At 67.9% G+C, this 23,370-nt stretch carries 26 protein-coding genes; 6 read left to right on the plus strand and 20 right to left on the minus strand.

Annotated features, from left to right (window positions below; all coding sequences use genetic code 11):
• Positions 1-90 precede the first annotated feature (90 nt).
• The 3 genes from HNP51_RS01855 to HNP51_RS01865 all read right to left on the minus strand — a co-directional run bounded on the left by HNP51_RS01855 (position 91) and on the right by HNP51_RS01865 (position 2,311).
• Positions 91-372, minus strand: coding sequence for a DUF167 family protein (locus HNP51_RS01855; protein ID WP_184266408.1), 282 nt, complete (start codon positions 370-372; stop codon positions 91-93).
• 245 nt (positions 373-617) lie between these two features.
• On the minus strand, positions 618-1,547 hold the full coding sequence (locus tag HNP51_RS01860) for an electron transfer flavoprotein subunit alpha/FixB family protein (protein ID WP_184266410.1): 930 nt from the start codon (positions 1,545-1,547) through the stop codon (positions 618-620).
• A complete protein-coding gene (locus HNP51_RS01865; RefSeq protein WP_178825243.1) occupies positions 1,547-2,311 on the minus strand; it encodes an electron transfer flavoprotein subunit beta/FixA family protein in 765 nt (254 codons plus the stop codon). Before HNP51_RS01865 ends, HNP51_RS01860 begins: the two co-directional genes overlap by 1 nt.
• A gap of 124 nt (positions 2,312-2,435) precedes the next feature.
• Here HNP51_RS01865 and HNP51_RS01870 point away from each other — a divergent pair, with 124 nt between their 5' ends.
• Positions 2,436-2,777, plus strand: a complete 342-nt coding sequence (locus HNP51_RS01870; protein WP_184266412.1) for a hypothetical protein — start codon at positions 2,436-2,438, stop codon at positions 2,775-2,777.
• 61 nt (positions 2,778-2,838) lie between these two features.
• Here HNP51_RS01870 and HNP51_RS01875 read toward each other — a convergent pair whose 3' ends face one another.
• The gene (locus tag HNP51_RS01875; protein ID WP_114818175.1) at positions 2,839-3,411 is read right to left on the minus strand and encodes a cob(I)yrinic acid a,c-diamide adenosyltransferase; all 573 of its coding nucleotides are present in this window, start codon (positions 3,409-3,411) and stop codon (positions 2,839-2,841) included.
• A 29-nt stretch (positions 3,412-3,440) separates the two neighbouring features.
• The gene (locus HNP51_RS01880; protein WP_114818174.1) at positions 3,441-3,644 is read right to left on the minus strand and encodes a twin transmembrane helix small protein; all 204 of its coding nucleotides are present in this window, start codon (positions 3,642-3,644) and stop codon (positions 3,441-3,443) included.
• A 147-nt stretch (positions 3,645-3,791) separates the two neighbouring features.
• Between HNP51_RS01880 and HNP51_RS01885 the strand changes: the two genes are divergently transcribed.
• A complete protein-coding gene (locus HNP51_RS01885) occupies positions 3,792-5,951 on the plus strand; it encodes a TonB-dependent receptor domain-containing protein (protein ID WP_184266414.1) in 2,160 nt (719 codons plus the stop codon).
• 102 nt (positions 5,952-6,053) lie between these two features.
• Positions 6,054-7,175 carry a hypothetical protein gene (locus HNP51_RS01890; protein WP_184266417.1) on the plus strand — a complete coding sequence of 374 codons (1,122 nt, stop codon included), beginning with the start codon at positions 6,054-6,056 and terminating at the stop codon, positions 7,173-7,175.
• Positions 7,176-7,375: 200 nt separating this feature from the next.
• Here HNP51_RS01890 and ahcY read toward each other — a convergent pair whose 3' ends face one another.
• Positions 7,376-8,767, minus strand: coding sequence for an adenosylhomocysteinase (gene ahcY / locus HNP51_RS01895; RefSeq protein WP_184266420.1), 1,392 nt, complete (start codon positions 8,765-8,767; stop codon positions 7,376-7,378).
• Between the two features lie 240 nt (positions 8,768-9,007).
• Between ahcY and HNP51_RS01900 the strand changes: the two genes are divergently transcribed.
• A complete protein-coding gene (locus HNP51_RS01900; protein WP_184266423.1) occupies positions 9,008-10,492 on the plus strand; it encodes a globin-coupled sensor protein in 1,485 nt (494 codons plus the stop codon).
• A 227-nt stretch (positions 10,493-10,719) separates the two neighbouring features.
• Here HNP51_RS01900 and HNP51_RS01905 read toward each other — a convergent pair whose 3' ends face one another.
• From HNP51_RS01905 to HNP51_RS01950, 10 genes are all read right to left on the minus strand, one after another.
• Entirely contained in the window at positions 10,720-11,925 is a 1,206-nt protein-coding gene (locus tag HNP51_RS01905) for a divergent polysaccharide deacetylase family protein (protein WP_184266426.1), read from the minus strand.
• Between the two features lie 129 nt (positions 11,926-12,054).
• Positions 12,055-13,482, minus strand: coding sequence for a S41 family peptidase (locus HNP51_RS01910; protein WP_184266428.1), 1,428 nt, complete (start codon positions 13,480-13,482; stop codon positions 12,055-12,057).
• 145 nt (positions 13,483-13,627) lie between these two features.
• Positions 13,628-14,692: a peptidoglycan DD-metalloendopeptidase family protein gene (locus HNP51_RS01915; protein ID WP_311769885.1), complete on the minus strand. Its 1,065-nt coding sequence runs from the start codon at positions 14,690-14,692 to the stop codon at positions 13,628-13,630.
• Positions 14,693-14,718: 26 nt separating this feature from the next.
• Positions 14,719-15,183, minus strand: a complete 465-nt coding sequence (gene rlmH / locus HNP51_RS01920; protein WP_184266435.1) for a 23S rRNA (pseudouridine(1915)-N(3))-methyltransferase RlmH — start codon at positions 15,181-15,183, stop codon at positions 14,719-14,721.
• Between the two features lie 21 nt (positions 15,184-15,204).
• Positions 15,205-15,636 carry a ribosome silencing factor gene (gene rsfS, locus HNP51_RS01925; RefSeq protein WP_184266438.1) on the minus strand — a complete coding sequence of 144 codons (432 nt, stop codon included), beginning with the start codon at positions 15,634-15,636 and terminating at the stop codon, positions 15,205-15,207.
• A gap of 117 nt (positions 15,637-15,753) precedes the next feature.
• On the minus strand, positions 15,754-16,428 hold the full coding sequence (locus HNP51_RS01930; RefSeq protein ID WP_409360094.1) for a nicotinate-nucleotide adenylyltransferase: 675 nt from the start codon (positions 16,426-16,428) through the stop codon (positions 15,754-15,756).
• A gap of 102 nt (positions 16,429-16,530) precedes the next feature.
• Positions 16,531-17,148: a DUF6655 family protein gene (locus HNP51_RS01935; protein ID WP_184266442.1), complete on the minus strand. Its 618-nt coding sequence runs from the start codon at positions 17,146-17,148 to the stop codon at positions 16,531-16,533.
• Between the two features lies 1 nt (position 17,149).
• Positions 17,150-17,590: a VOC family protein gene (locus tag HNP51_RS01940; RefSeq protein WP_184266445.1), complete on the minus strand. Its 441-nt coding sequence runs from the start codon at positions 17,588-17,590 to the stop codon at positions 17,150-17,152.
• Positions 17,591-17,593: 3 nt separating this feature from the next.
• Positions 17,594-17,830, minus strand: a complete 237-nt coding sequence (locus HNP51_RS01945; RefSeq protein ID WP_184266448.1) for a zinc-finger domain-containing protein — start codon at positions 17,828-17,830, stop codon at positions 17,594-17,596.
• A 73-nt stretch (positions 17,831-17,903) separates the two neighbouring features.
• Positions 17,904-18,197 carry a hypothetical protein gene (locus tag HNP51_RS01950; RefSeq protein ID WP_184266451.1) on the minus strand — a complete coding sequence of 98 codons (294 nt, stop codon included), beginning with the start codon at positions 18,195-18,197 and terminating at the stop codon, positions 17,904-17,906.
• 186 nt (positions 18,198-18,383) lie between these two features.
• Between HNP51_RS01950 and HNP51_RS01955 the strand changes: the two genes are divergently transcribed.
• Positions 18,384-19,358: an ABC transporter ATP-binding protein gene (locus tag HNP51_RS01955; RefSeq protein ID WP_184266454.1), complete on the plus strand. Its 975-nt coding sequence runs from the start codon at positions 18,384-18,386 to the stop codon at positions 19,356-19,358.
• A gap of 136 nt (positions 19,359-19,494) precedes the next feature.
• On the opposite strand, the gene HNP51_RS01960 is transcribed toward HNP51_RS01955, so the two are convergent.
• Positions 19,495-19,899: a Tat pathway signal protein gene (locus HNP51_RS01960; RefSeq protein WP_184266457.1), complete on the minus strand. Its 405-nt coding sequence runs from the start codon at positions 19,897-19,899 to the stop codon at positions 19,495-19,497.
• A 77-nt stretch (positions 19,900-19,976) separates the two neighbouring features.
• Between HNP51_RS01960 and HNP51_RS01965 the strand changes: the two genes are divergently transcribed.
• A complete protein-coding gene (locus tag HNP51_RS01965; RefSeq protein ID WP_184266460.1) occupies positions 19,977-20,459 on the plus strand; it encodes an RNA pyrophosphohydrolase in 483 nt (160 codons plus the stop codon).
• 181 nt (positions 20,460-20,640) lie between these two features.
• Here the strand turns inward: HNP51_RS01965 and HNP51_RS01970 are convergent, their stop codons facing one another.
• The 3 genes from HNP51_RS01970 to HNP51_RS01980 are packed head-to-tail and all read right to left on the minus strand — an operon-like array spanning position 20,641 to position 23,350.
• Positions 20,641-20,910, minus strand: coding sequence for an ATP synthase F1 subunit epsilon (locus HNP51_RS01970; RefSeq protein WP_114816749.1), 270 nt, complete (start codon positions 20,908-20,910; stop codon positions 20,641-20,643).
• Between the two features lie 3 nt (positions 20,911-20,913).
• Positions 20,914-22,443, minus strand: a complete 1,530-nt coding sequence (gene atpD, locus HNP51_RS01975) for a F0F1 ATP synthase subunit beta (RefSeq protein WP_184266463.1) — start codon at positions 22,441-22,443, stop codon at positions 20,914-20,916.
• Between the two features lie 37 nt (positions 22,444-22,480).
• On the minus strand, positions 22,481-23,350 hold the full coding sequence (locus tag HNP51_RS01980) for a F0F1 ATP synthase subunit gamma (protein ID WP_184266466.1): 870 nt from the start codon (positions 23,348-23,350) through the stop codon (positions 22,481-22,483).
• Positions 23,351-23,370: the final 20 nt, after the last annotated feature.

Raw genomic sequence — 23,370 nt, forward strand, 5'->3', positions numbered from 1 at the left:
CCTCGCGCCCGCAGACAACGGGCAGACAATGGGACGGCATACAAAGGAGGTTCAGCCTCGCCGTAAAGGGGAAATGTCAGACCATCTTGTTCAGTGGGGGGACAAGCGGTCGCGGACCTCGCCCTCGCTCAGGCCCTCGATGTCGATCATCTTCAGCCGTGACTGGCCGCCGCGCGCCAGGGTCACGTCGCGCTTGGGCACGCTTAGGGCCTTGGCCAGAAAGGCGGTCAGGGCGGCGTTGGCCTCGCCCTCGACCGGCTGGGCGCGCACGCGGATCTTGAGCACGGGCCGCCCGTCGGGGTCCACGTCCCAGCCGTCGATGCGGTCGGCGGCGGCGCGGGGCGTCAGCTTGATGGCAAGGCGGGCGGTCATGCCCCTATGTCCGTCATCGAGGCTCAACGGTGCAAGCTCTCCCTCCCCGTTCGGGGAGGGTGGTCGATGCGAAGCGAAGACCGGGTGGGGAGGGCGAGGCGATACCGAGGCGCGGCTGACTTGCCTGGCCGCCCCCACCCGGCGCTGCGCGCCACCCTCCCCCAAAGGGGAGGGAGACAGCCAATTGAAAACGCGCCGGACGGTCTCCCGTCCGGCGCGCTTCAGGTTCAGCGTGACAGCTGCCCTTAGCCCAGGGCGGCCATCAGTTCCGGCACGGCGGTCTTGTAGTCGGCGACCAGGCCGTAGTCGGCGACCTGGAAGATCGGGGCGTCGGCATCCTTGTTGATGGCGACGATGACCTTGGAGTCCTTCATGCCGGCCAGGTGCTGGATGGCGCCCGAGATGCCGATGGCGATGTAGAGGGCCGGGGCCACGACCTTGCCGGTCTGGCCGACCTGATAGTCGTTGGGGGCGTAGCCCGCATCGACGGCGGCGCGGCTGGCGCCGATGGCGGCGCCCAGCTTGTCGGCCAGGGGCTCCATGACGGCGTGGAACTCGTCAGCCGAGCCCAGGGCGCGGCCGCCGGAGACGATGATCTTGGCGGCGCCCAGTTCGGGGCGGTCCGACTTGACCATTTCCTCGGAGACGAAGGCGGTCTTGGGCGCTTCACCGGCGGCGACGCTCTCGACCGAGGCCGAGCCGCCTTCGCCAGCGGCGGCGAACGCCGTCGGACGCACGGTGATGACCTTCTTGGCGTCGGCCGACTGCACCGTTTCCAGGGCGTTGCCGGCGTAGATCGGACGCACGAAGGTATCAGCCGAGACGACCTCGACGATGTCCGAGATCGGCGCGACGTCCAGCTTGGCCGCCAGGCGCGGGGCGAAGTTCTTGCCGTCCGTGGTGGCGGGCGACAGGATGGCGTCGTAGCCAGCGGCCAGCGGCAGGACGGTGGCTTCGACGGCCTCGGCCAGGCCGTGGGCCACGGCGTCGCCCTCGGCCAGCAGGACCTTGCGCACGCCAGTGATCTTGGCGGCGGCGTCGGCCACGGCCTGAGCGCCCTTGCCGAGCACCAGAACATCCACGTCCGACGACAGGGCCAGAGCCGCCGTCACCGTCTTGTGGGTGGTGTCGCGAACGATCGCGCCGTCGTGGTCGGCGATGACGAGAACGGCCATTACAGAACCCCTGCGTCTTTGAGCTTGGAAACCAGTTCGGCCGCGTCGGCGACCTTGACGCCCGCCGAACGCTTCGGCGGCTCCGTCACCTTCAGGACCTTCAGACGATCCGCGACATCGACGCCGTAGTCGGCGACCGCCTTGACCGCGATCTCCTTCTTCTTGGCCTTCATGATGTTGGGCAGGCTGGCGTAGCGCGGCGTGTTCAGACGCAGATCCACGGTCACGACGGCCGGCAGGGTCGCCGCCACGGTCTGCAGACCGCCATCGACTTCACGCGTCACGGTCGCCTTGCCGTCGCCGATCACCAGCTTGCCGGCGAAGGTGGCTTGCGGCCAGTCCAGCAGGGCGGCCAGCATCTGACCCACGGCGTTGTTGTCGCCGTCGATCGACTGCTTGCCCATCAGGACCAGGTCCGGCTTCTCCTCGTCGACCACCGCCTTCAGCAGCTTGGCGACGGCCAGCGGCTCCAGGTCGGCGTCCGACTGGATCAGGACGCCGCGATCGGCGCCCATGGCCAGGGCCGTGCGCAGGGTTTCCTGGGCCTGGGTCACGCCGATGGAGACCACGACGATTTCCGTCGCCGTGCCCGCCGCGTGATGCTCCTTGCCTTCCTTGAGCCGAACGGCCTCTTCGACGGCGATCTCGTCGAAGGGGTTCATGCTCATCTTGACGTTGGCCAGATCGACGCCAGTCTGGTCCGCCTTGACGCGGGCCTTGACGTTATAGTCGATCACCCGTTTCACCGGGACGAGTACCTTCATGAGCCTATCCACTTGGTCTTCGAAATGTCGGTGCAGGGATTGGACCGACGAAACCGGCCTGTCAACGTAACGCTACGTGAACTCTGTTCGTGTCCGCGGCCCAATTTTGAACTATGAGACCCGCATGAAACGCTTTCTCACCAACCGCCGCCTGGGCATCCTGTTCTTCAGCCTGTTCGCCGTCATGGTGGCCGGCGTCTTCGTGTTCCAGCACTACTGGATGGAGCCGGGCGAGCGCTGCGAGGCCGAGGGCAAGTGGTACGACATCGAAAGCCGCATCTGCGCCCAGCCCATCTCGATCGCCGAAATCACGGGCCGCCCCCTTCCCGGCGCCCGCGCCGAGGCCTCGGCCGAGAAGAACAAGGAACTGGTGGTCATCGAGACCCAGCTGACCGCCGAGAAGCGCGCCCGCGACGCCGCGACCGCCGCCGAACGGGTGCGGGTCGAGGCCTTGCAGCAGCGGTAAAACCTCGATCCTCCCCTGCGCAGCGGGGGAGGATTTTAGGTCGCGTTCGCTCTTAGGCGATTCAGCGCGTCGCGCCGGGCTTCCACAGAATGTCGGCGGCGCCGTTGGCGTTGGCGCGGCGGGCGGCGACGAACAGGTGGTCCGACAGGCGGTTCAGGTAGCGGACGGCCTCCGGGTTCACCTGCTGGCCCGATTCCATCAGGCGAATGGCGTCGCGCTCAGCCCGGCGGCAGACCGTGCGCGCCAGGTGCAGGTGGGCCGACAGGGCGGAACCGCCCGACAGGATGAAGCTGTCCAGCGGCTTCAGACTCTCGTTCATCCAGTCGATTTCGGTCTCGATGCGCTCGACCTGCGAGGCGATGATGCGCAGGGCCTCCCATTTCGGGGCCGGATCCAGCGGCGTGGCCAGATCGGCGCCGAGGTCGAACAGCTCGTTCTGGATACGCCCCAGCATGGCGTCGATGCGATCGTTCTGGCCGCTGTTCAGACGGGCCACGCCGATGACGGCGTTCAGTTCATCGACTGTCCCATAGGCCTCGACCCGCAGATCGGTCTTGGACACCGGCGCGCCCGAGGCCAGGCGGGTCTGCCCGCCGTCGCCGGTCCGGGTGTAGATCTTGTTCAGCGTGACCATGCTTTTCGCCCCTCAGCCTGCTTGTAGTCTCAGCCGCCGTGCGTGGATTTCCACCACATCCCGCCCATCAGCAGCAGCACGGCGACCGCCTGCAGCACGACGCGCAGCCGCATCAGCTTGTTTGAGTTGGTGCGGGCGAAATCCCCGCCGCGATACAGGGTGTAGACGCCGAAGCCGAGGGTGATGGTGACGGCCGCGATGGCGATGAGGATCAGGATGTCGAAGATTTCCATGACCGCTTTCTAGGCCCCGCGCCCCGTCTGCGCCAGCGTCCGCGATGCTTGATGAAGGCTCGCGCAATTGCGACGTATTCGCACACCCCCATTGCCACGCCATGGTCGCTGATGTTGAGAAGCGCTCGCAACACAACGGGGCCATTCATGTCTTTCTTCGCCGTCTCTCGCCGTTCGACCCTGCTGGCCGCCTCTGCCCTGGCCGCCCTCGCCACGGGTCAGACCGCGAACGCGGAGGAGCTGACCGAGGAGCAGCGCCAGTCCGCGACCCGGATCGCCGACGTAGTGGTTACGGCGTCCGGCTTTGAACAACGCATCACCCAGGCCCCGGCCTCGATCAGCGTCGTCCCGCGCCAGGACATCGAGGAGATGCGCGCCACCTCGGTCGCCGAGATCCTGACCAACATCGAGGGCGTCGACGTGGGCGCCGCCGTCGGCAAGACCGGCGGCCAGACCATCAACATCCGCGGCATGGGCTCGGACTACACCCTGATCCTGATCGACGGCCGCCGTCAGAACACGGCCGGCAGCGTCACGCCGAACGGCTTTGGCGAGACCTCCTCCAGCTTCATGCCCCCGGTTTCGGCCATCGAGCGCATCGAGGTCGTGCGCGGCCCGGTCTCGACCCTCTATGGCTCCGACGCCATGGGCGGGGTGGTCAACATCATCACCCGCAAGGTCGGCGACGTCTGGGGCGGCTCGGCCTCGGCCAACTACACCCTGCAGGGCGACGATGATTTCGGCGACCTCTGGGGCGGCGACTTCTACGCCAATGGCCCGCTGGTGAAGGACCTGATGGGTCTGGCGGTGCGCGGCTCCTATCTGACGCGCGAGCAGTCCAACCTGAAGTTCGAGAACGTCGGCGGCGTCGAGACTCCGGTCACCGGCTTTGGCCGCAGCTCGACCGAGAACGAGATCTGGACCCTGGGCGGCCGCCTGACCCTGACGCCGCACGTCGATCACGACCTGTGGCTGGACGTGGACGTCTCGCGCCAGTGGTACGACAACGCCAAGGGTCAGATGGGCACCAACACCACCGCCGGCGGCTACGGAAACGCGCTGGAGTTCAACCGCGACCAGTACGCCCTGGCGCACAACTGGCGTCTGCCGTTCGGCGTGCTGGAATCCAACCTGTCGTTCGGCAAGACCGAGACCATCGGCCGCATCATCCCCAACGGGGTGGCCGGGGCCGGCGGCGCGCGCGACCTCGTGTCGGAAAACACCATCTTCGACACCAAGCTGTTCTCGCAATGGCGCAACCACACCTTCACCGTGGGCGGCCAGTACTGGGACGCTGAAATGGTCGACGGCGTGGCCCCGACGACCTTCGAGCACACCCAGTGGGCCCTGTTCGCCGAGGACGAGTGGCGCTTCACCGACAACCTGGCCCTGACGCTCGGCGCGCGTCACGACGACCATTCCAAATTCGGCGCCCACTTCAGCCCGCGCGCCTATCTGGTATGGAACGCCTCGCCGGAGTGGACCATCAAGGGCGGCGTCAGCCAGGGCTTCAAGACCCCGCGTCTGGAGCAACTGGCCGAGGGCATCAACGGCTTCGGCTCGCAGGGCCGCCTGCCCCTGCTGGGCTCGCCGGGCCTGAAGCCCGAGACCTCGACCTCCAGCGAGATCGCCGTCTTCTATGACAACGGCTCGACCTTCCGCGCCAACGTCACGGTCTTCAACAACGAGTTCCAGGACAAGATCGCCGCCGGAACCCCGGTCGCGAACTGCACCTTCGGCCTGACGCGCGCCGAGTATGACGCCGGAACCTACAACAAGACCGGCTGCACCGACGTCGGCTTCTGGGCCAACTACGCCACCTTCAGCCAGCAGGTGAATGTGGACGAGGCCGTGACGCGCGGCGTCGAGACGGCGGCGCGCTGGCGCTTCGCCCCCGACTGGACCCTGTCGGGCAACTACACCTACACCGACAGCGAGCAGAAGTCGGGCGCGGCCAAGGGTCTGCCCCTGACCGACACCCCCGAGCATATGGTCAACGCCAGCCTGCGCTGGAACGCCACGGACAAGGTGAACCTGTGGCTGCGCGGCGAGTATCGGTCCGAGCGCTTCCGCGGCCTGGGCGCCGCCCGCGACGCCTGGGGCGACTACAAGGCCTATGAACTGTTCCACCTGGGCGGGTCGTATGATGTGACCGAGCGGGTCACGGTCAACGCCACCATCTACAACCTGTTCAACAAGGACTTCGTCAGCCTGCTGCCCTACGGCGCGCCCGTCGCCTATGCGCCGGAATACGCCAACAACCAGGAGCCGCGCCGCCTGTGGGTGTCGGTGACGACGACCTTCTGAGCCCCGTTTCCTCCCCGAACTGACAGGGCCGCCTCCCCCGAGGCGGCCCTCTTTCTTTGCCAGCTAAGCCGTTAGTCATCTTTGCCGGGCAGTGTCGCGGCCATGACTGATCGCGCCGTCCGCAATCTGGAACATCTGCGCCGCAGCGCCTCGACCGCGCGCGTATTGAACCTGCTCAAGGTCTATGACGAACACGGCGAGACCGACGACTGGGCCGAGCGCCCCATGTTCCGCACCCCGGCGCTGAACACCTCCCTGATCATCAAGCACCGGCTGCGGCGCAACGAGACCGACTCCTTCCCCGGCCGCCGCCAGGTGGCGACCAAGGTGGTGGTCCCGATCGACAGCGCCGACCTGAAGACCGGCGGGCGCTTCGTCTTCGTCAACCAGATCGGCTTCGAACGCGCCATGCAGGAGGCGTTCGGAATTCAAGCCGACCACCCGGACCTGAGGACCCTGCGGCTGATGGATCAGTTGCCGTCGCTGGACCCCTTCCTGCTGCGCGAGCAACTGCGGCGCGGCGAGGTGGACGCGGCGCCCTGCTATTTCGCCCTCAGCGAGGCCGACCTCGAAAAAATGCTGACCTTCGTCCAGGCCGAAATCGAGCCCCTGGTCACCCTCAGCATGGGCGGCGGCGTGGCGGCGGTAGGCTCGACCGCCCGCATGGCCACCAAGATCCTGTCCAACGCTCCCGGCGACCGGCTGGAGGCGCTGCGCGCCACCCTGAGGCTGGAGCCCGAGCAGTATCAGGAGGGCGTCTTCTGCTGGAAGGGCTTCCTCTACTACAAGTGGACCCTGGCCAGCCTGATGGCCGACATCGTCCACGTCGCCGACGAGGTGGGGACGGTCAAGCCGGTCGGCCCCAGCGACCGCGCGGCCAAGGAATATATCGATCGTGGACGGTCGGTTCTGCGGGGCCGCATCATGAAGACCTGCGAAGAGGTCAGCCGCACCTTGCGCTATTATGACGACGCCTATGCGGGCCTGACGCGGGACGGCAAGCCGCTGGCCTTCCGCGACTTCCTGCTCGAGGCCCCCGCCCTGTTCGCGCGCCTGGGCGACCAGTTGGGCGCGGTGCAGCACATCGTCAGCTTCTGGCGCTTCCGCTTCGGCCCCAAGGCCCCGCCGGTCGGGGTCGACGAACTGATCGACATCTTCATGGACTTCGAGACGGGTCTGATGGGGCGCGAGATCGACGCCTACGACCCGCGCGACGCCGCCTAGCCCCTCTACCGTCATCCCGGCCGAAGCGCAGCGGAGAGCCGGGACCGCCAAGGACGCGACGGCCTGAAGGTCTGCGCTTCTTGTGGTCCCGGATAGCGGCTGCGCCGCTTCCGGGATGACGAACTGAACGTTCTCCGACCAAAGAAAAACCCCGCGTCGGCGACGACGCGGGGCTTCTGCATTCAGACCTTCAGCAGGTCCTAGTAGCGGTAGTGTTCCGGCTTGAACGGACCCTCGGTCGGGACCGAGATATAGTCGGCCTGTTCCTGGGTCAGCGTGGTCAGCTTGGCGCCCAGCTTGGCCAGGTGGAGGAAGGCGACCTTCTCATCCAGATGTTTGGGCAGGGTATAGACCTGGTTCTGATAGGACTTGGCGTTGGTCCACAGCTCGATCTGGGCCAGGGTCTGGTTGGTGAACGAGGCGGACATCACGAAGGACGGGTGGCCCGTGGCGTTGCCCAGGTTCACCAGACGGCCTTCCGACAGCAGGATGATCTTCTTGCCGTCCGGGAACTCGATGTGGTGGACCTGCGGCTTGATCTCGTCCCACTTGAAGTTCTTCAGGGCGGCGACCTGAATTTCCGAGTCGAAGTGGCCGATGTTGCAGACGATGGCGTTGTTGCGCATGGCGCGCATGTGCTCGAGGCGGATGACGTCCTTGTTGCCCGTCGTGGTGACGAAGATGTCGGCCTTGTCGGCGACGTCTTCCAGGGTCTGGACCTCATAGCCTTCCATGGCGGCCTGCAGGGCGCAGATCGGGTCGATCTCGGTGACGATGACGCGCGCGCCGCCGTTGCGCAGCGAAGCCGCCGACCCCTTGCCCACGTCGCCGTAGCCGCAGACCACGGCGACCTTGCCCGACAGCATGACGTCGGTGCCGCGACGGATGGCGTCGACCAGGCTCTCACGGCAGCCGTAGAGGTTGTCGAACTTGGACTTGGTGACGCTGTCGTTGACGTTGATGGCCGGGAACGGCAGCTCGCCGCGCTCGGCCATCTGATACAGGCGGTGAACGCCCGTGGTCGTCTCTTCCGACACGCCGCCGATGGCGTCGCGAATGGCCGAGTAGAAGCCGGGCTTCTCGGCGATGTAGCGCTTCATCACCTTGTAGAGGGCTTCTTCTTCCTCGTTCTGCGGGTTCGACAGGACCGAGATGTCCTTCTCGGCCTTCGGGCCAAGCACGCACAGCAGGGTGGCGTCGCCGCCGTCGTCGAGGATCAGGTTCGGATAGCCGCCGTCAGCCCATTCGAAGATCTTGTGGGCGTAGTCCCAGTATTCTTCCAGGGTCTCGCCCTTGGTGGCGAAGACCGGCGTGCCGGCGGCGGCGATGGCGGCGGCGGCGTGGTCCTGGGTCGAGAAGATGTTGCACGAGGCCCAGCGTACTTCAGCGCCCAGAGCTTCCAGCGTCTGGATCAGCACAGCCGTCTGGATGGTCATGTGCAGGCTGCCGGCGATGCGGGCGCCCTTCAGCGGCTGGGCGGCGCCGAACTCGTCGCGCAGCGCCATCAGGCCCGGCATTTCGGTTTCGGCGATGGCGATTTCCTTGTTGCCGAAGTCGGCCAGGGAAATGTCGCGAACGATGTAGTCGGTCATGAAGGAGCTCTCGCGGCGGGATTTTTCAACGCGTCGCTATAGCGCGCCCGGCGCGCCGGGGCAATCAACCCATAAGGATACCTTTATATGACAGTCAGCAGCGATCCGCCCACAGGCCTTGCGGGCGCCTAAGGGATTCTACGCACCCCGCTCTTAAGGGCCGCAATACCCCTAAGGTTCAAAGGGATAAGCAGGCGCGCTCCCCTGCGCCTGAGTAGCGTTGCGTAGAGAACCTCGAACATGGCGGGCGAAGACATCGAACATCGCATGAGATTTATGGGCCTGGGTCAGGCCTCGGCAGGATACCGGGCCATGGCCCCCCTGTTGCGCAGAGAAGCGCCGGTCGCCCTGGCCGCCTTCTACGACCGGGTGCGCGCCGAGCCGACCACCCGCCGTTTCTTCCGCGAAGAGGCCCACATCAGCGCCGCCAGCAAGGCGCAGGAGCGCCACTGGGACGCCATCATCGACGGCCGCGCCGACGAGGACTACGCCAAGTCTGTGCGCACCATCGGCCATGTCCACGCCCGCATCGGCCTGGAGCCGCGGTGGTACATAGGCGGCTACAGCGTCATCCTGGCACACCTGACCCGCGCCATCGCGGCCCGCCCCCGGAAGTTCTGGGCCAACAGGCGCGAGCATGACCGCGTCACCGCCGAAGCGATCGCCGAACTGACCCAGCGCGTCATGCTGGACATGGACCTGGCCATCTCCATCTACCTCGAAGTCCTGCAGGAGCAGCGCGACAAGGTTCAGGCCGCCCACGACGAGGCCGAGGCGCGTCAGACTGAGGTGGTCCGCGCCCTGGGCGCCGCCCTGCATGATCTGGCCGAGAACGACCTGTCGGCGACCATCCCCGGGGTCTTCCCGGAACAGTACCGCAGCCTGCAGAACGACTTCCACGCCGCCACCCGCGCCCTGCGCACCGCCGTCCGCGCCGTGGCCGACAGCGTCCAGAGCCTGAGCGCCGGCTCCAACCAGCTGGCCACCGCCTCGGAAGACCTGGCCAGCCGCACCGAACGTCAGGCCGCCAACCTAGAGCGCACGGTCAACGAGGCCGACGCCATCGCCCGCGCCGTGGCCTCGACCGCCGACAACGCCCGCCAGACCGCCGAAGCCCTGGCCGCCGCCCGCGTCGACGTCGAAGCCAGCAGCCAGGTGGTCGGCGAAGCCGTTTCCGCCATCCACGCCATCGCCGAATCCTCGACCGGCATCGCCCGCTTCACCAGCCTGATCGACGAGATCGCCTTCCAGACCAACCTGCTGGCCCTGAACGCCGGGGTCGAGGCGGCGCGCGCCGGCGACGCCGGTCGCGGCTTCGCCGTGGTGGCTCAGGAAGTGCGCGCCCTGGCGCAGCGCTCGTCCGAAGCCTCCGGCGAGATCCGCAGCCTGATCTCGACCTCCTCGGCCCAGGTGGCGCGCGGCGTCGATCTGGTTGAACGCACAGGCGAGGCGCTGGAGCGGATCGGCGGTCGCGTGGTGGCCATCGACGGCCTGGCCAGCGGCATCGCCGGCTCGGCCCAGGAACAGGCCGAAGGCCTGGCCCGCGTCCGCCGCACCATGGGCGAGATGGACGACATCACCCAGCAGAACGCGGCCATGACCGAAGAAGCCACCGCCGCCGCCCGCCAACTGGCCAACGAAGCCGTCAGCCTGAATCAGCAGGTCGGCCGCTTCCGACTGGATCGCGGCGGCGCCGGCGCCTCGCACCTGCGCGCCGTCAGCTGATCCGACGCCTTACCGGCTGAAGCATCGCGCAAGGTCCAAGCTTAGCTCCGCCCGTTCGAGGCGGAGTTAAGCTTGATGACGATCTGAACGGCGCAATCGCCCCGGCCCCGTCCGTCAGCCGGCAGGGTCAACACCCGCTTCGCCCTGAGACAGTGGGTGCGTCTCGGCCGCCGTATCAGCAAATCAGATCGACCCGTTGACCTGATCCAGCCTCCCAAGGCCGTCTGCTACCTGCCCGGGCGGCGCGTCATGGCCGAGGCCGGCGCCAGCTGAAGGCCGCGCGCGTCCAGGCCCGCCGTCCAACGGGCGGCGGCTTCGACGGTGACGGGATAGGAGAAGCCGGTTCCCATCGCCGCGCCGCGCGTCTTGGCGGCGGCTTCCAGGGCGTTGAGCTGGCCCATGATGGCGGCGGGGCTCTGGGTTTCGTCGATGATGCGGTCGGCGCTGGCGCGGGCGAAGGCGCCGGGTTTTCTGCGCATGGAGCCGTCGTCGAGGAAGGCCACCCCGCGCTGGCGCAGCACGGCCAACATGGCGCCCATGCCCTCGTCCGAAGCAGCGAAGCGATCGCCCAGATAGTTGGTCACGCCGAAATAGCCGGTGGCGCGACCCAGCAGCCAGTCCAGCTTGGCCTCGACGTCGTCGGCGCCGCCGCTGGACAGAAGGGTGTAGGGGCCCGGATCGTTCTCAGGATATCCGGTCGGCTCCATCGGCAGCTCGATCATCACCTCGTGCCCCTGGGCCCGGGCCATGTCGATCCAGGCCTGAAGACCCTCGGCGTAGGGGACGAAGCTGAGCGTCACCTCGGCGGGCAGACGCTCGATGGCGGCGCGGGTGGTGACGGCGTTCAGCCCCAGGCCGCCGACAATCAGCGACACCATGGGCTTGCCGTTGGCGCGGAAGGGCCGGGCGTAGGCCTGGGCGGGAACGCGGCCGTCGGGGGCGATGCGCGGCAGGGGACCGTTAGGGCCGGGCGAGAACAGCCCGGCGATCGGCGCCTTGGGCAAAGGGTTCGAGGGGGCGCGCACCGGGGCGGCGATGGCCGAACCGCCCGCCACGCTGGCGCCGTCCGGCAGGGTGATCAGGGCCTCGCCCCCGGCCGCGCCATTAGGGTCCAGCAGGGACGGATCGACCCCGGCCATGTCCTGATAGAGATCGAGGCCGCTCATGGAAAAGGCGTCGGCGCCGGTCGGCGCCGGGTCGGCTGCGGCGGCGGGACGTTCCAGGGCCACGCGGGCCGAGGGCGCACCCGCGCGTGGATCGCCCATGACGGCGACAAACAGCGCCCCGGCGGCCAGGACGAAGACGCCTGCCGCGCCCACGGCGACCGGCGGCTTCTTCAACACGGCGACGAGGGAATCGAGGCTGACGCGTGACCGATCCTCCGGCGGCAGGCCGGCGGCGGCGGCGAGGGCGGACTGGCGTTTGGCGAACATGGACAGGGCGGCGCTCGAACGACAGGGGCGGGAACTGGAGAACCACACGACGCGGCGCTCCTCGATCCTCACTTATCCCCAGCGCCGGTTAAGAAACCCTAACGCGGCGTTCACCACGTCAAAGAAGGATCAGTCCTTCTTCGGCTCATTGCGAGGCGTGATCTCCGGGCCTCGCGCAGGACGCTCGCCAGAGGTGTCCGGCGTGTCGGCCTCGGCCGTCTCGACCGGCTTGGCGCCCGGGGCTGTGACCACGACGTCAGCCGGTGCGGCGGCCAACTTGGCCAGGTCGCCGCCAGCGCGCAGCACGTCCAGCGCGCGTTGCAGCTGATAGTCCTTGGTCTTGTCGAAGTCCTTGCCGGGCGCCTCAAGCGGGACGTGCGGCCCCTTGCGCTCGGCCCCGATGGAGGAGTCCAGCGCCGTGGCGTAGGCGGCCTCGGAATAGATGAAGCTGGAACGCGAGACGATGCGGGCCTCGGCCTCCGAGCGCGCGACCTCCAGATCCGGCTCGATGCCGATTTTCTGGATCGAGCGGCCCGAGGGCGTGTAGTAGCGCGCCGTGGTGATCGACAGGGCGCCGTCCTGGCCCCCGCGCAGCGGGATGACCGTCTGCACCGACCCCTTGCCGAAGCTGGTCAGGCCGACGACCGTCGCCCGCTCCTGGTCCTTCAGGGCGCCGGCCACGATCTCGGACGCCGAAGCCGAGCCGTAGTTGATCAGAACCACGACCGGCAGACCGCCGGTCAGGTCGCCCGGCTTGGCGGCGTAGCGTTCGATCTGATCCGGCTTGCGGCCGCGCTGGCTGACGATCTCGCCGCGCTCCATGAAGGCGTCGGACACGTCGATGGCGGCGGTCAGCAGCCCGCCGCCGTTGTTGCGCAGGTCCAGGACATAGCCCTTGATGCCGGGCTTCTCGCGCTTCAGCCGCTCGATGGTCTCGGTCAGTTCGCGGCCGGTGTTCTCGTTGAAGGTCGAGACGCGCAGATAGCCGAAGTCGCCTTCCAGACGACCGGTGACGGATTCAACCTTGATCACCTCGCGGGTCAGCTTGACCTCACGCGGCTCCTCGCCGTCCCGCAGGAAGGTGACGGTGACGCTGGCGCCGATGGCCCCGCGCAGCTTCTCGGACACCTCGGACACGGTCAGGCCGGCGGCGTTCTGGCCGTCGATGGCGCTGATGACGTCGCCCGCCTGGACGCCGGCGCGGCCCGCCGGGCTGTCGTCCATAGGCGAGATGACCTTCACCAGACCGCCCTCGGAGGTGATGGTCAGGCCGACGCCGGAATACTCACCGGTCGTGCGCTCGCGCAGGTCGCCATAGGACTTGGGCGGCAGATAGTTGGAATGGGGGTCCAGCGCCGTCATCATCCCCGACAGCGCCGCCTCGATCAGCTTCTTGTTGTCGACCGGCACCACATAGGCCTGCTCGACGATGCCCAGCACGTCGCCGAACATCTGAAGCATGCGGAAGGTCTCGTTGCGCGGGGTCTGGCTGGCGACAGCCGCCGCCGAACCGCCCAGGGCCAGGGCGGCGCAACCGATCAGAAGCAGTTTACGCATTCGGTGTCTTTCCATCGGACCCGCTGGGGCTCCGGTCGTCAAGGGAGGCGCAGGCGTTCAGGCGCCGACGTCAGATAGGACGATACAATCAGCGTCCGCGCGGATTTGAAAGGACTTTCGCGCGAGGGCGCCACCGATTGCAGCGCTATTGCAGCCAGGGCGCGGGGTCGATGGGGCGCTCGTCGCGGCGCAGCTCGAAATAGGCTTCGCCGTCCTCGCCGGTGCGGCCCAGGGCCTGGCCGTCGGCGACGCGCTGGCCGGTGTCCACCGACAGCTGGTCCAGACCGGCGACGACGACGCGCCAGCCGGGGCCGAGGTCCAGAATCACCACCTCGCCCCACTCCTTCAGCGGGCCGGCGTAGGCGACGCGCGCGGAGGCCGGGGCGGCGATGACCTCGTGGCTGGAGCGCCAGCGCCAGCCGCTGGAGCCGCCGCCGAAACGCTGCGACGGCGCGCCCTGCACCGGGGCGGTCAGGCGGCTGCGCCCGGCGGGCAGACGCGCGGCGGGGGCCTCGACGGCGGCCTCGGCGATGACCGGCGTCTGGCCGCCCAGTGCGCGGATGCGGGCCTCCAGGGCGCGGGTGGCGCGTTCGGCGCGGGCGGCCTCGGCGCGCAGGACGGCGCGCAGGGCCACCTTGCGGGCCGACAGGCTCTCGATCTCGGCGCGGCGGTCGCCCTGCGCGCTCTCGACGGTGAACAGGCGTTCGCTGGACAGGGCGGCCAGGCGGCGGATGCGGATAACCTCGGCCTGACGCCCCATCAGAGACTTGGCGCGGCCTTGCAGCTCGGGCGTCATGGCGCGGATCAGGATGGAGGCGCGCACCGTATCAACCGCCTTGTCCGCCGGGATCAGCAGGGGCGGCGGGGGTTTTCGGCTCATCATCTGCAGGGCTGACAGCAGGCGCCCCTGCCCCGCCCGCTCGCGCGACAGCGAGGCGACCAGAGCGGCTTCGCGGTCGCCCAGTTCCTTGAGCCGGGCGCGCTGGGACTCCATCTGCACGTCATCCTCGGCCTCAGCCCGGCGCAGCTCGGCCAGTTGCCGGTCCAGATCGACCACCTCGTCGCCGGCGGCGGCGGCCTCGGCGCGCAGCCGCCGCGCGCGGGCGGTCTCGTCGCGGTACTCGGCCTGGAGACGGGCCAGTTCAGGATTGGGCGCTGCCGCGCGCTGGCTCGACGCCGGGCCCGCCAGCATCAAGGCCAGCCCCGACACAAGAAGAAGTCCCGCCCCCCGGCGCATCAGTCGCGGTGATAGGGCGAGCCGGACAGGATGGTCACGGCGCGATAAAGCTGTTCGGCCAGCATGGCGCGGGCCAGGGCGTGGGGCCAGGTCTGGGGTCCGAAGGCCAGGGTCGAACGGGCGGCGCGGCGCACGCTCTCGTCCAGGCCGTCGGCCCCGCCGATGGCGAAGACCAGCCGCCGCTCGCCCTGATCACGCAGGGTGGCGATGTGGTCGGCGAAGGCGCGGGAAGAGTAGGTCTTGCCGCGTTCGTCGCAAGCGATCAGGTGCGCGCCCTCGGCGGCGGCCAGGATCAGCTCGGCCTCGGGGGCCTTGCCGGATTTGCGGGGTTCGAGATCGACAAGCTCCAGCGGACCGAGGCCCAACGGACGCCCCGCCAGGGTCGCCCGCCGGGCATAGTCGTCGGCCAGAGCGGCCTCGGGACCGCGGCCCGGCTTGCCGATGGCCGCGATCGCCAGCTTCATGGGGTCAGCTCAGCCCGAGGATCAGGCGACGCCCGCGCCGCCGCGGTGGGCGCTGTCGATGGCCCAGATCTTCTCGATATTATAGAAGGTGCGCACTTCAGGGCGGAACAGGTGGACGATCACGTCGCCCGCATCCAGCAGCACCCAGTCACAGTGCGGCAGTCCCTCGACCTTGACCTTGCCCAGGCCCATTTCCTTGAACATTCGCAGCAGGTGATCGGCCAGAGCGCCGACGTGGCGGTTCGACCGACCGGACGCCACGATCATGGCGTCGGACATCGGGCTTTTGCCGCGCAGGTCGATCAGGACCATGTCGAGGGCCTTGTCTTCGTCCAGCTTGGCGAGGATGGCGCGTTCCAGATCGGATTGGCCGACCGGAAGGGCCTGATCACCGCTACTGGGACCGCCTTCTGCCTGACCGTCGTCGGAATGGACGGAATCGATCGGGTCCATTTCATGGGCCGCGTTGGAAACGGCGGCGTTTTGCGCATCGTGCGCGGGCGAGGGGGTCAGCGGAGGGCTCCGGGGAGATTACTAAAGGCGACAGCCTAGCACGTCCCGCCGAAAAGGTCACCCATCGCCGGGATTCATCGCCTCCCCCCGTCGGATCGCCGTCGAGGAGCGCGGATTCAGCGGCGCCGTCAGATAGGTCCAGGCCGGCGCCTGCAAGCTGGGCAGCAGCCCCGCCTGGGCCGCCGGAATGCGGAAACGGGCGAAGCGGGCGGCGGCGGGCGCGGTACGGCTGTCCAGTTGACTGCCCGGTCGCGCGACCACGGCGACGGGCATCAGCCGCATGATGTCGGTCCAGCCCCGCCAGCGATGGAAGCTGGCCAGATTGTCCGACCCCATCAGCCAGACGAACTTGACCCCCGGATAGCGGGCGGTCAGCGCCCTCACGGTGTCGACGGTCCAGCGCGTGCCGATGCGGGTCTCGAAGTCCGAGACGATCATGGCGGGTCCGACCGTGGCGGCGGCGGCGCGGGCCGAGGCCATGCGCTCGGACAGCGGCGCGGTCTCGTGGCTGGATTTCAGCGGATTCTGCGGCGAGACCAGCCAGACCACCCGGTCCAGACCCAGGCGCCGCATCGCCGTCTCGGCCACATGGGCGTGGCCGTCATGGGCCGGATTAAACGAGCCGCCGAACAGGCCGACCTTCATGCCCGGATGCAGGTCCAGCCCGTCGCGCAGGGCGCCGGGTCGAGGGCCGAAGCCTTTCGGCGCGGGACCGGCGTGGAAGAAGGACAAGGGCGGCTCTTTGGCGGCGTCGATGAGAGGGCGGACTTATGCTCACCCGCGCCCTAACACGCGGCGACGCCCCTGTCTCGCTTCAGCAGACGGACGAAAGCCTCAGAACTCTTTCCAGCTGGAGCCTGGATCGCGCTCGCCCGGCTGGGCCAGCTGCTGGCCCCAAGTCACGACCATCAGGGCCTTGTGGCTGCGGATCTTGTACTGGCCGATCATCGGCGTGACGGCGCCCAGCGGCAGACCCGTGCGGCCGTCGTAGAGGAAGCCGGAAAACTCGGCCACGCCCATGCGGTCGCGGTTGGAATAGATCGACAGCTCGGGGATGGAGACAACGTTCAGCGTCTCGTTGATCGGCACCCGCATGTCGGGGATGCCGAAGACCCGGCGCATCTGCTCCAGCGACAGGGCGCCGGCGCGGACCTCGAAGATGGCGTCGGCGCTGTCGCGGTCGCGGCTGATGGCGTAGCCCGCGTCCGACAGGGCGGCGCGGATGGCGCTCAGCGCATAGCGGGCGTTCTCGGCCTGGAAATAGGTCTCGTCGATGAAGACCCGCGCGCCCTGGGGGATCGGCAGGGTCAGACCCTCGACCGCCCGATCAGCGGCGCGGTTGACCAGCAACATGTCGGTGGCCGTCCGCGCCGGATTGGTCTCCGTGACCGAGGCGCAACCGGACAGGACGGCGGTCGCGGCCAGCAGGACGATCAGACGCGCCGTGGTCAAATCACCAGGCTCCGACGTTGGGCATGGAGGCCCAGGGCTCGGCCGGGGCCAGACGCTCGCCGCCTTGCAGCAGCTCGATCGAAATGCCGTCGGGCGAGCGGACGAAGGCCATGTGGCCGTCGCGCGGCGGGCGGTTGATCACGACCCCGCCGTCCATCAGACGCTGGCAGGCGGCGTAGATATCCTCGACCTCGAAGGCCAGGTGGCCGAAGTTGCGGCCGCCCTGATAGTCCTCCGGGTCCCAGTTGAAGGTCAGCTCGACCTCAGGCGACTTCTCCGCCGCGGCGCGCGCCGTGTCCTGGGGCGCGGCCAGATAGATCAGGCTGAAGCGCCCGGCCTCAGAGTCCATCCGGCGCGTCTGTACCAGACCCAGCAGGTCACGATAGAAGTGCAGCGACGCCTCCAGGTCCTTCACGCGGACCATGGTGTGCAGATAGCGCATGGCTCAGTGCGCCTCGGGCGGGCGGGCCGCCGGATCGAGGTATTCGTTTTCCGGGTGCGCATGCGCCGACAGGACGAAGCGGCGGTCGCAGTAGCCGCACTCGACGAAGTCGTCCTCGCCCATCTCCAGATAGACCAGGGGGTGGCCGAGGACGCCGCCGCCGTCGCAGGCGACGCGCTTGGACGAGACCACGATCTCTTCGGGCGGGGGGATGACGGCGTCGGTATGGCGGGGAGGCATTGGAGTCCGGTCCAGTCTGGAAAGGCTTGCGCCGTTCCTAGAAGGAGCGGACCCTTTGGTCAAACAATGGGGGTCAAACTTCCGAAGGGCGTGGCTGGCGGCGGAACAGCTTGTCCAGCATGGCCTTGCGCTTCTTGAACAGGGTCAGGCCCAGGCAGCCGGCGCCGACCCACAGGCCGATCTCGCCGATCAGGGCGGCGACAGCGGCGAGCAGGGCCGCATGGGTCATGTCGATATGCTCGAACTTGCCCGCCAGCAGGGCCAGCCCCATGCCGGTGTAGCCGAGGGCGCAGACGCCCATGGCGGCGAAGCCGATCAGGCGGGTGCGGGTCAGGGGCTTCTTGGTCGAGGCTTGCAGGGCGGTCATGAGCGTCTCTCCATCAAGGCAGGTTGTCTTTATGACAAGCAACCTAGACACGCCCCGATCGTGCGTCAAGCGTCATTTACATAAAGACGCGAAACCTTGTCCCTCGATCGCGCAACAGCGCCTTGGCGAATGCGTCTGCGCCCCCTACCTATGCCGCACGCTTCCGCCGTCCGAGTGAATGCCCGCATGACCGACACCCCTGCCCTGCCCGTCAACGCCATCGAGGTGCGGGGCCTGAAGAAGACCTATGCGGGCAACAAGAAGTCGCCGGCCAAGACGGCCCTGCGCGGCGTCGATCTGACGGTGCCGCGCGGCTCGATGTTCGGGCTTCTGGGGCCCAACGGCGCGGGCAAGTCGACCCTGATCAACATCATCGCCGGGGTGGTCAACAAGTCCGAGGGCAGCGTCCGCATCTGGGACCGCGACATCGATCACGAAGCCCGCGACGCCCGCGCCGCTCTGGGCGTGGTCCCGCAGGAAATCGTCGCCGACGTCTTCTTCACCCCGCGCGAGGCGCTGGAGGTCCAGGCCGGCTTCTATGGCGTGCCCGCCGACGAGCGCCGCTCGGACGAGCTGCTGGCCGCCTTGGGCCTGTCGGACAAGGCCAACGCCTATGTCCGCGCCCTGTCCGGCGGCATGAAGCGCCGCCTGATGGTGGCCAAGGCTTTGGTGCACAATCCGCCGGTCCTGATCCTGGACGAGCCGACGGCCGGCGTGGACGTCGAACTGCGCCGCCAGCTGTGGGACTATGTGCGCAAGATCAACGAGGAAGGCGTCACCGTCATCCTGACCACCCACTACCTCGAAGAAGCCCAGGAGCTGTGCGACACCATCGCCATCATCAACCGGGGCGAGGTCGTGGCCTGTGAGCCGACCCGGACCCTGTTGAAGCGTCTGGACACTCGCAATGTGGTGGTGACCCCGGAAACGCCGCAAGACGTCCTGCCCGACCTGCACGGCTTCCACGTCGCGCCGCGCCCGCACGGGGCCTTCGTCGTCACCTATCGCACCGGCGAATCCAGCGTCGAGCAGGTGCTGGCGGCGGTGCGCGCGGCGGGCGTGACCATCAAGGACATCGCCACCGAGGACCCGGACCTGGAAGACGTCTTCCTGGCCATGACCTACGGCGACGCCACCCGGCCCAGCCCGACGCAGGACTGATATTTACGTCATCCCGGAAGCGGTGCAGCCGCTATCCGGGACCGCAGGAAGCGCTGCCCATTCTACAAGTCGGCGTCTTGGGCGGTCCCGGCTCTTCGCCTGCGGCTTCGGCCGGGATGACGAAGTAGGGGCGCCCCTAAACCACCATCACCGTCCCGAGCAGCAGCTTCGCCCCCGGCTTGCCCAGCACCCGATCCGTGGCCGCCTGCAAGGCCCGGCTCAGCCATTCGACGTCCGGCGGGGCCCCCGGCAGGATGCGTTCGCCGGCCAGCCGCACCACCTCGTTGTAGGCGGCGCTGAGGCGCGGCTTGGACTGGTCGGCGCGCAGGCGCAGGGCCTGGTCGGCCACGTCGACCCCGACCTCGACCGTCATCACCCCGCGTCGCCCGTCGCGGCGCAGGATGGTGGCCGTGGCCGTGGGCAGAGGGATATAGGCGTTGGCGGGCCCGCCCCCGCCTTCACTCTTGCCGGAAGCCTCGGCGGCCTCGGCCACGACAGCAGTGCTTAGGGCGGCGAGGCCGATCAATGCGCGACGATCCATGTCCTTCTCCTAGTCCCCGCCCGCTTAAGGCCCGGTTACGGCTGGCGGGCCGTCGCGCCGGGGCGTAATCGGGAGGGATGAGCCAGACCGATCTCTCCGCCTATCGTCCCAATGTCGGGGTCGTCCTGTTCAACACCGCCGGGCAGGTCTGGCTGGGCCGTCGGGCGAACACGCCCGAGCCATGGAACTGGCAGTTCCCGCAGGGCGGCGTCGACGAGGGCGAGGATCTGGAAGCGGCTGCGCTGCGCGAACTGCAGGAGGAGACTGGCGTGCGCTCCGTCGAACTGCTGGGTCGCACCGGGGACTGGATCGTCTATGACTTCCCCGAAGGCATGGGCGGGCCGAAGGCCTGGAAGGGCTTCAAGGGCCAGAAACAGGTCTGGTTCGCCTACCGCTTCACTGGCGACGACAGCGAGTTCGACCTGGCCGCCCACGGCGAGCCGGAGTTCGACGCCTGGCGCTGGGGCGCGCTGGAGGAAACGCCCGACCTGATCGTGCCCTTCAAACGCCAGGTCTATCAGCAAGTGGCGGCGGCCTTCGAGACCCTGCCGAAGAGCTGACCACACACCCGTCATCCCGGAAGCGGCGCAGCCGCTGTCCGGGACCGCCCAAAACGCCACATCATAACGACGGCGCCTTTGGCGGCCCCGGCTCTCGGCCGGGGCGACGATGAATTGTGGAGCAAAGAAAAAGGCCCCCCGCCGAAGCGAGGGGCCTGATCTTGTCGGCATCGCAGAGGGCTTAGCCCTCGACGATTTCCGAGGCTTCTTCGGCCAGGATGCTCAGACCCTCGCCGTTGACGTCGGCGAAGCCGCCCTTGACGTCGAAGCGACGACGCTGGGCGCCGTCATAGACCGTCACCACGCCTTCGCGCAGGGTGGTCATGAAGGGGGCGTGGCCCGGCAGGACGCCGAAATCGCCCTCGACGCCCGGGGCGTCGACCTGATCGACCGAGCCCGCGAAGATTTCGCGTTCCGGGGCGACCAGGGAGAAGTTCAGCTTGCCGGCCATGGTTTAGGCTTCCGCGGCCATCTTGGCCGCCTTTTCGACGGCTTCTTCGATGGCGCCGACCATGTAGAAGGCGGCTTCCGGCAGGTGGTCGTACTCGCCGTCGACGATGCCCTTGAACGAGCGGATGGTGTCCTTCAGCTCGACGAACTTGCCCGGCGAGTTGGTGAACTGCTCGGCCACGAAGAAGGGCTGCGACAGGAAGCGGCTGATCTTGCGAGCGCGCGACACGACCAGCTTGTCGTCTTCCGACAGCTCGTCCATGCCCAGGATGGCGATGATGTCCTTCAGCGACTTGTACTGCTGCAGGATTTCCTGAACGCGGCGAGCGACGGTGTAGTGCTCTTCACCGATGACCAGCGGGTCCATGATGCGCGAGGTCGAGTCGAGCGGGTCCACGGCCGGGAAGATGGCCTGGGCCGCGATGTCGCGGTTCAGAACGGTCGTCGCGTCCAAGTGAGCGAACGAGGCGGCGGGCGCCGGGTCGGTCAGGTCGTCGGCGGGAACGTAGATGGCCTGGACCGAGGTGATCGAGCCCTTCTTGGTCGAGGTGATGCGCTCTTGCAGGTTGCCCATCTCGGTGGCCAGCGTCGGCTGATAACCCACGGCCGACGGGATGCGGCCCAGCAGAGCCGACACTTCCGAACCGGCCTGCGTGAAGCGGAAGATGTTGTCGACGAACAGCAGAACGTCCTTGCCTTCTTCGTCGCGGAAATATTCTGCGATCGACAGGCCGGTCAGGGCGACGCGGGCGCGGGCGCCGGGGGGCTCGTTCATCTGGCCGTAAACCAGGGCGCACTTGGAGCCTTCGGTCGAGCCGTTGTTCTTGGCCGGGTCCACGTTCACGTTGGACTCGATCATCTCGTGATACAGGTCGTTGCCTTCACGGGTGCGCTCACCCACGCCGGCCAGAACCGAATAACCGCCGTAGGCCTTGGCGATGTTGTTGATCAGTTCCTGCATGGTCACGGTCTTGCCGACGCCGGCGCCGCCGAACAGGCCGGTCTTGCCGCCCTTGGTGTAGGGGCAGATCAGGTCGATGACCTTGATGCCCGTGACCAGGATTTCCGACGAGGTCGATTGCTCCTCGAAGCTCGGAGCCTCGCGGTGGATCGGACGGTATTCCGTGGTCTGGATCGGACCGGCTTCGTCGATCGGCTGGCCGACGACGTTCATGATGCGGCCGAGCGTGCCCGGGCCGACCGGGGCCATGATCGACTTGCCGGTGTCCACGACGGGCTGACCGCGGGTCAGGCCTTCGGTGGTGTCCATGGCGATGGCGCGGACCATGTTCTCACCCAGGTGCTGGGCGACTTCGAGAACCAGGGTGAAGGGCTGGCCCGTCTTCTGGTCGATGTTCTGGGTTTCCAGCGCGTTCAGGATCGCCGGCAGAGCGCCGGTGAACTCGATGTCGACGACGGCGCCGATGACCTGGGCGATCTTGCCCGAGCCAGCGACGGCGGCGACGGCGGCTGCCTTCTTGGGAGCGGCCGGCTTCTTGGCTGCGGTTTTCTTCGGGGCGGTGGTGTCGGTCATCGTGCGTGTCCGTATCGGAATGTCTGGCAGGTCGGGATCAGAGCGCTTCGGCGCCGGCGATGATCTCGATCAGCTCGGTTGTGATCTGGGCCTGGCGTTTGCGGTTGTATTGGAGCGTCAAGCTGTTGATGAGGTCGCCCGCATTGCGCGTGGCGTTGTCCATTGCGGCCATCTGCGCGCCGAAGAAACCAGCCTGGTTCTCCAGCAGGGCGGCCAGGATCTGCGTCGTCAGGTTGCGCGGCAGCAGGGTCTCGAGGATTTCCTCCTCGGACGGCTCGTATTCGTAGAGCGCCCCCGCATCGGCCGCGACCTCGGCCTCGACTTCGGTCGGGGCCAGCTGGCGTGACGACGGAACCTGCGAGATCACCGACTTGAACTGGCTGTAGAAGAGGGTGACCGTGTCGGCCTCGCCCGCCTCGAACTTCTCGGCCAGCAGTTCAGCGATCGGCTGGGCCGAGTGCAGACCCACCGTCTTGTGCTCGCTCAGCTCGAAGGTCTTGACGACCTTGTCGCCGAACAGGCGGCTCAGCTGGTCGCGCGACTTGCGGCCGACGGCCACGATCTCGACCGTCTTGCCGTTGGCGATCAGGCTGTTGATGTGGTCCCGCGCGGCGCGGGTGACGTTGGTCGAGAAACCGCCCGCCAGGCCCTTGTCGGCCGTGGCGACGACGACCAGGTGCTTCTGGTCGGCGCCGGTGCCGGTCATCAGGCGCGGGCCGTCGTCGCCGACGCCGGCCGCCAGGTTGGCGATGACCGAGGCCATCCGCGTGGCGTAGGGGCGAGCGTTCTCCGCCTGCTCCTGCGCACGCTTCAGCTTGGCCGCTGCGACCATCTGCATGGCCTTCGTGATCTTCTGCGTCGCTTTGACGCTTCCGATCCGATTGCGCATTTCCTTAAGGCTGGCCATCCGGCGCTACTCTCGCTCTC

The sequence above is a fragment of the Brevundimonas bullata genome, from assembly GCF_014207965.1.
Taxonomy (GTDB): Bacteria; Pseudomonadota; Alphaproteobacteria; order Caulobacterales; family Caulobacteraceae; genus Brevundimonas; species Brevundimonas bullata_A.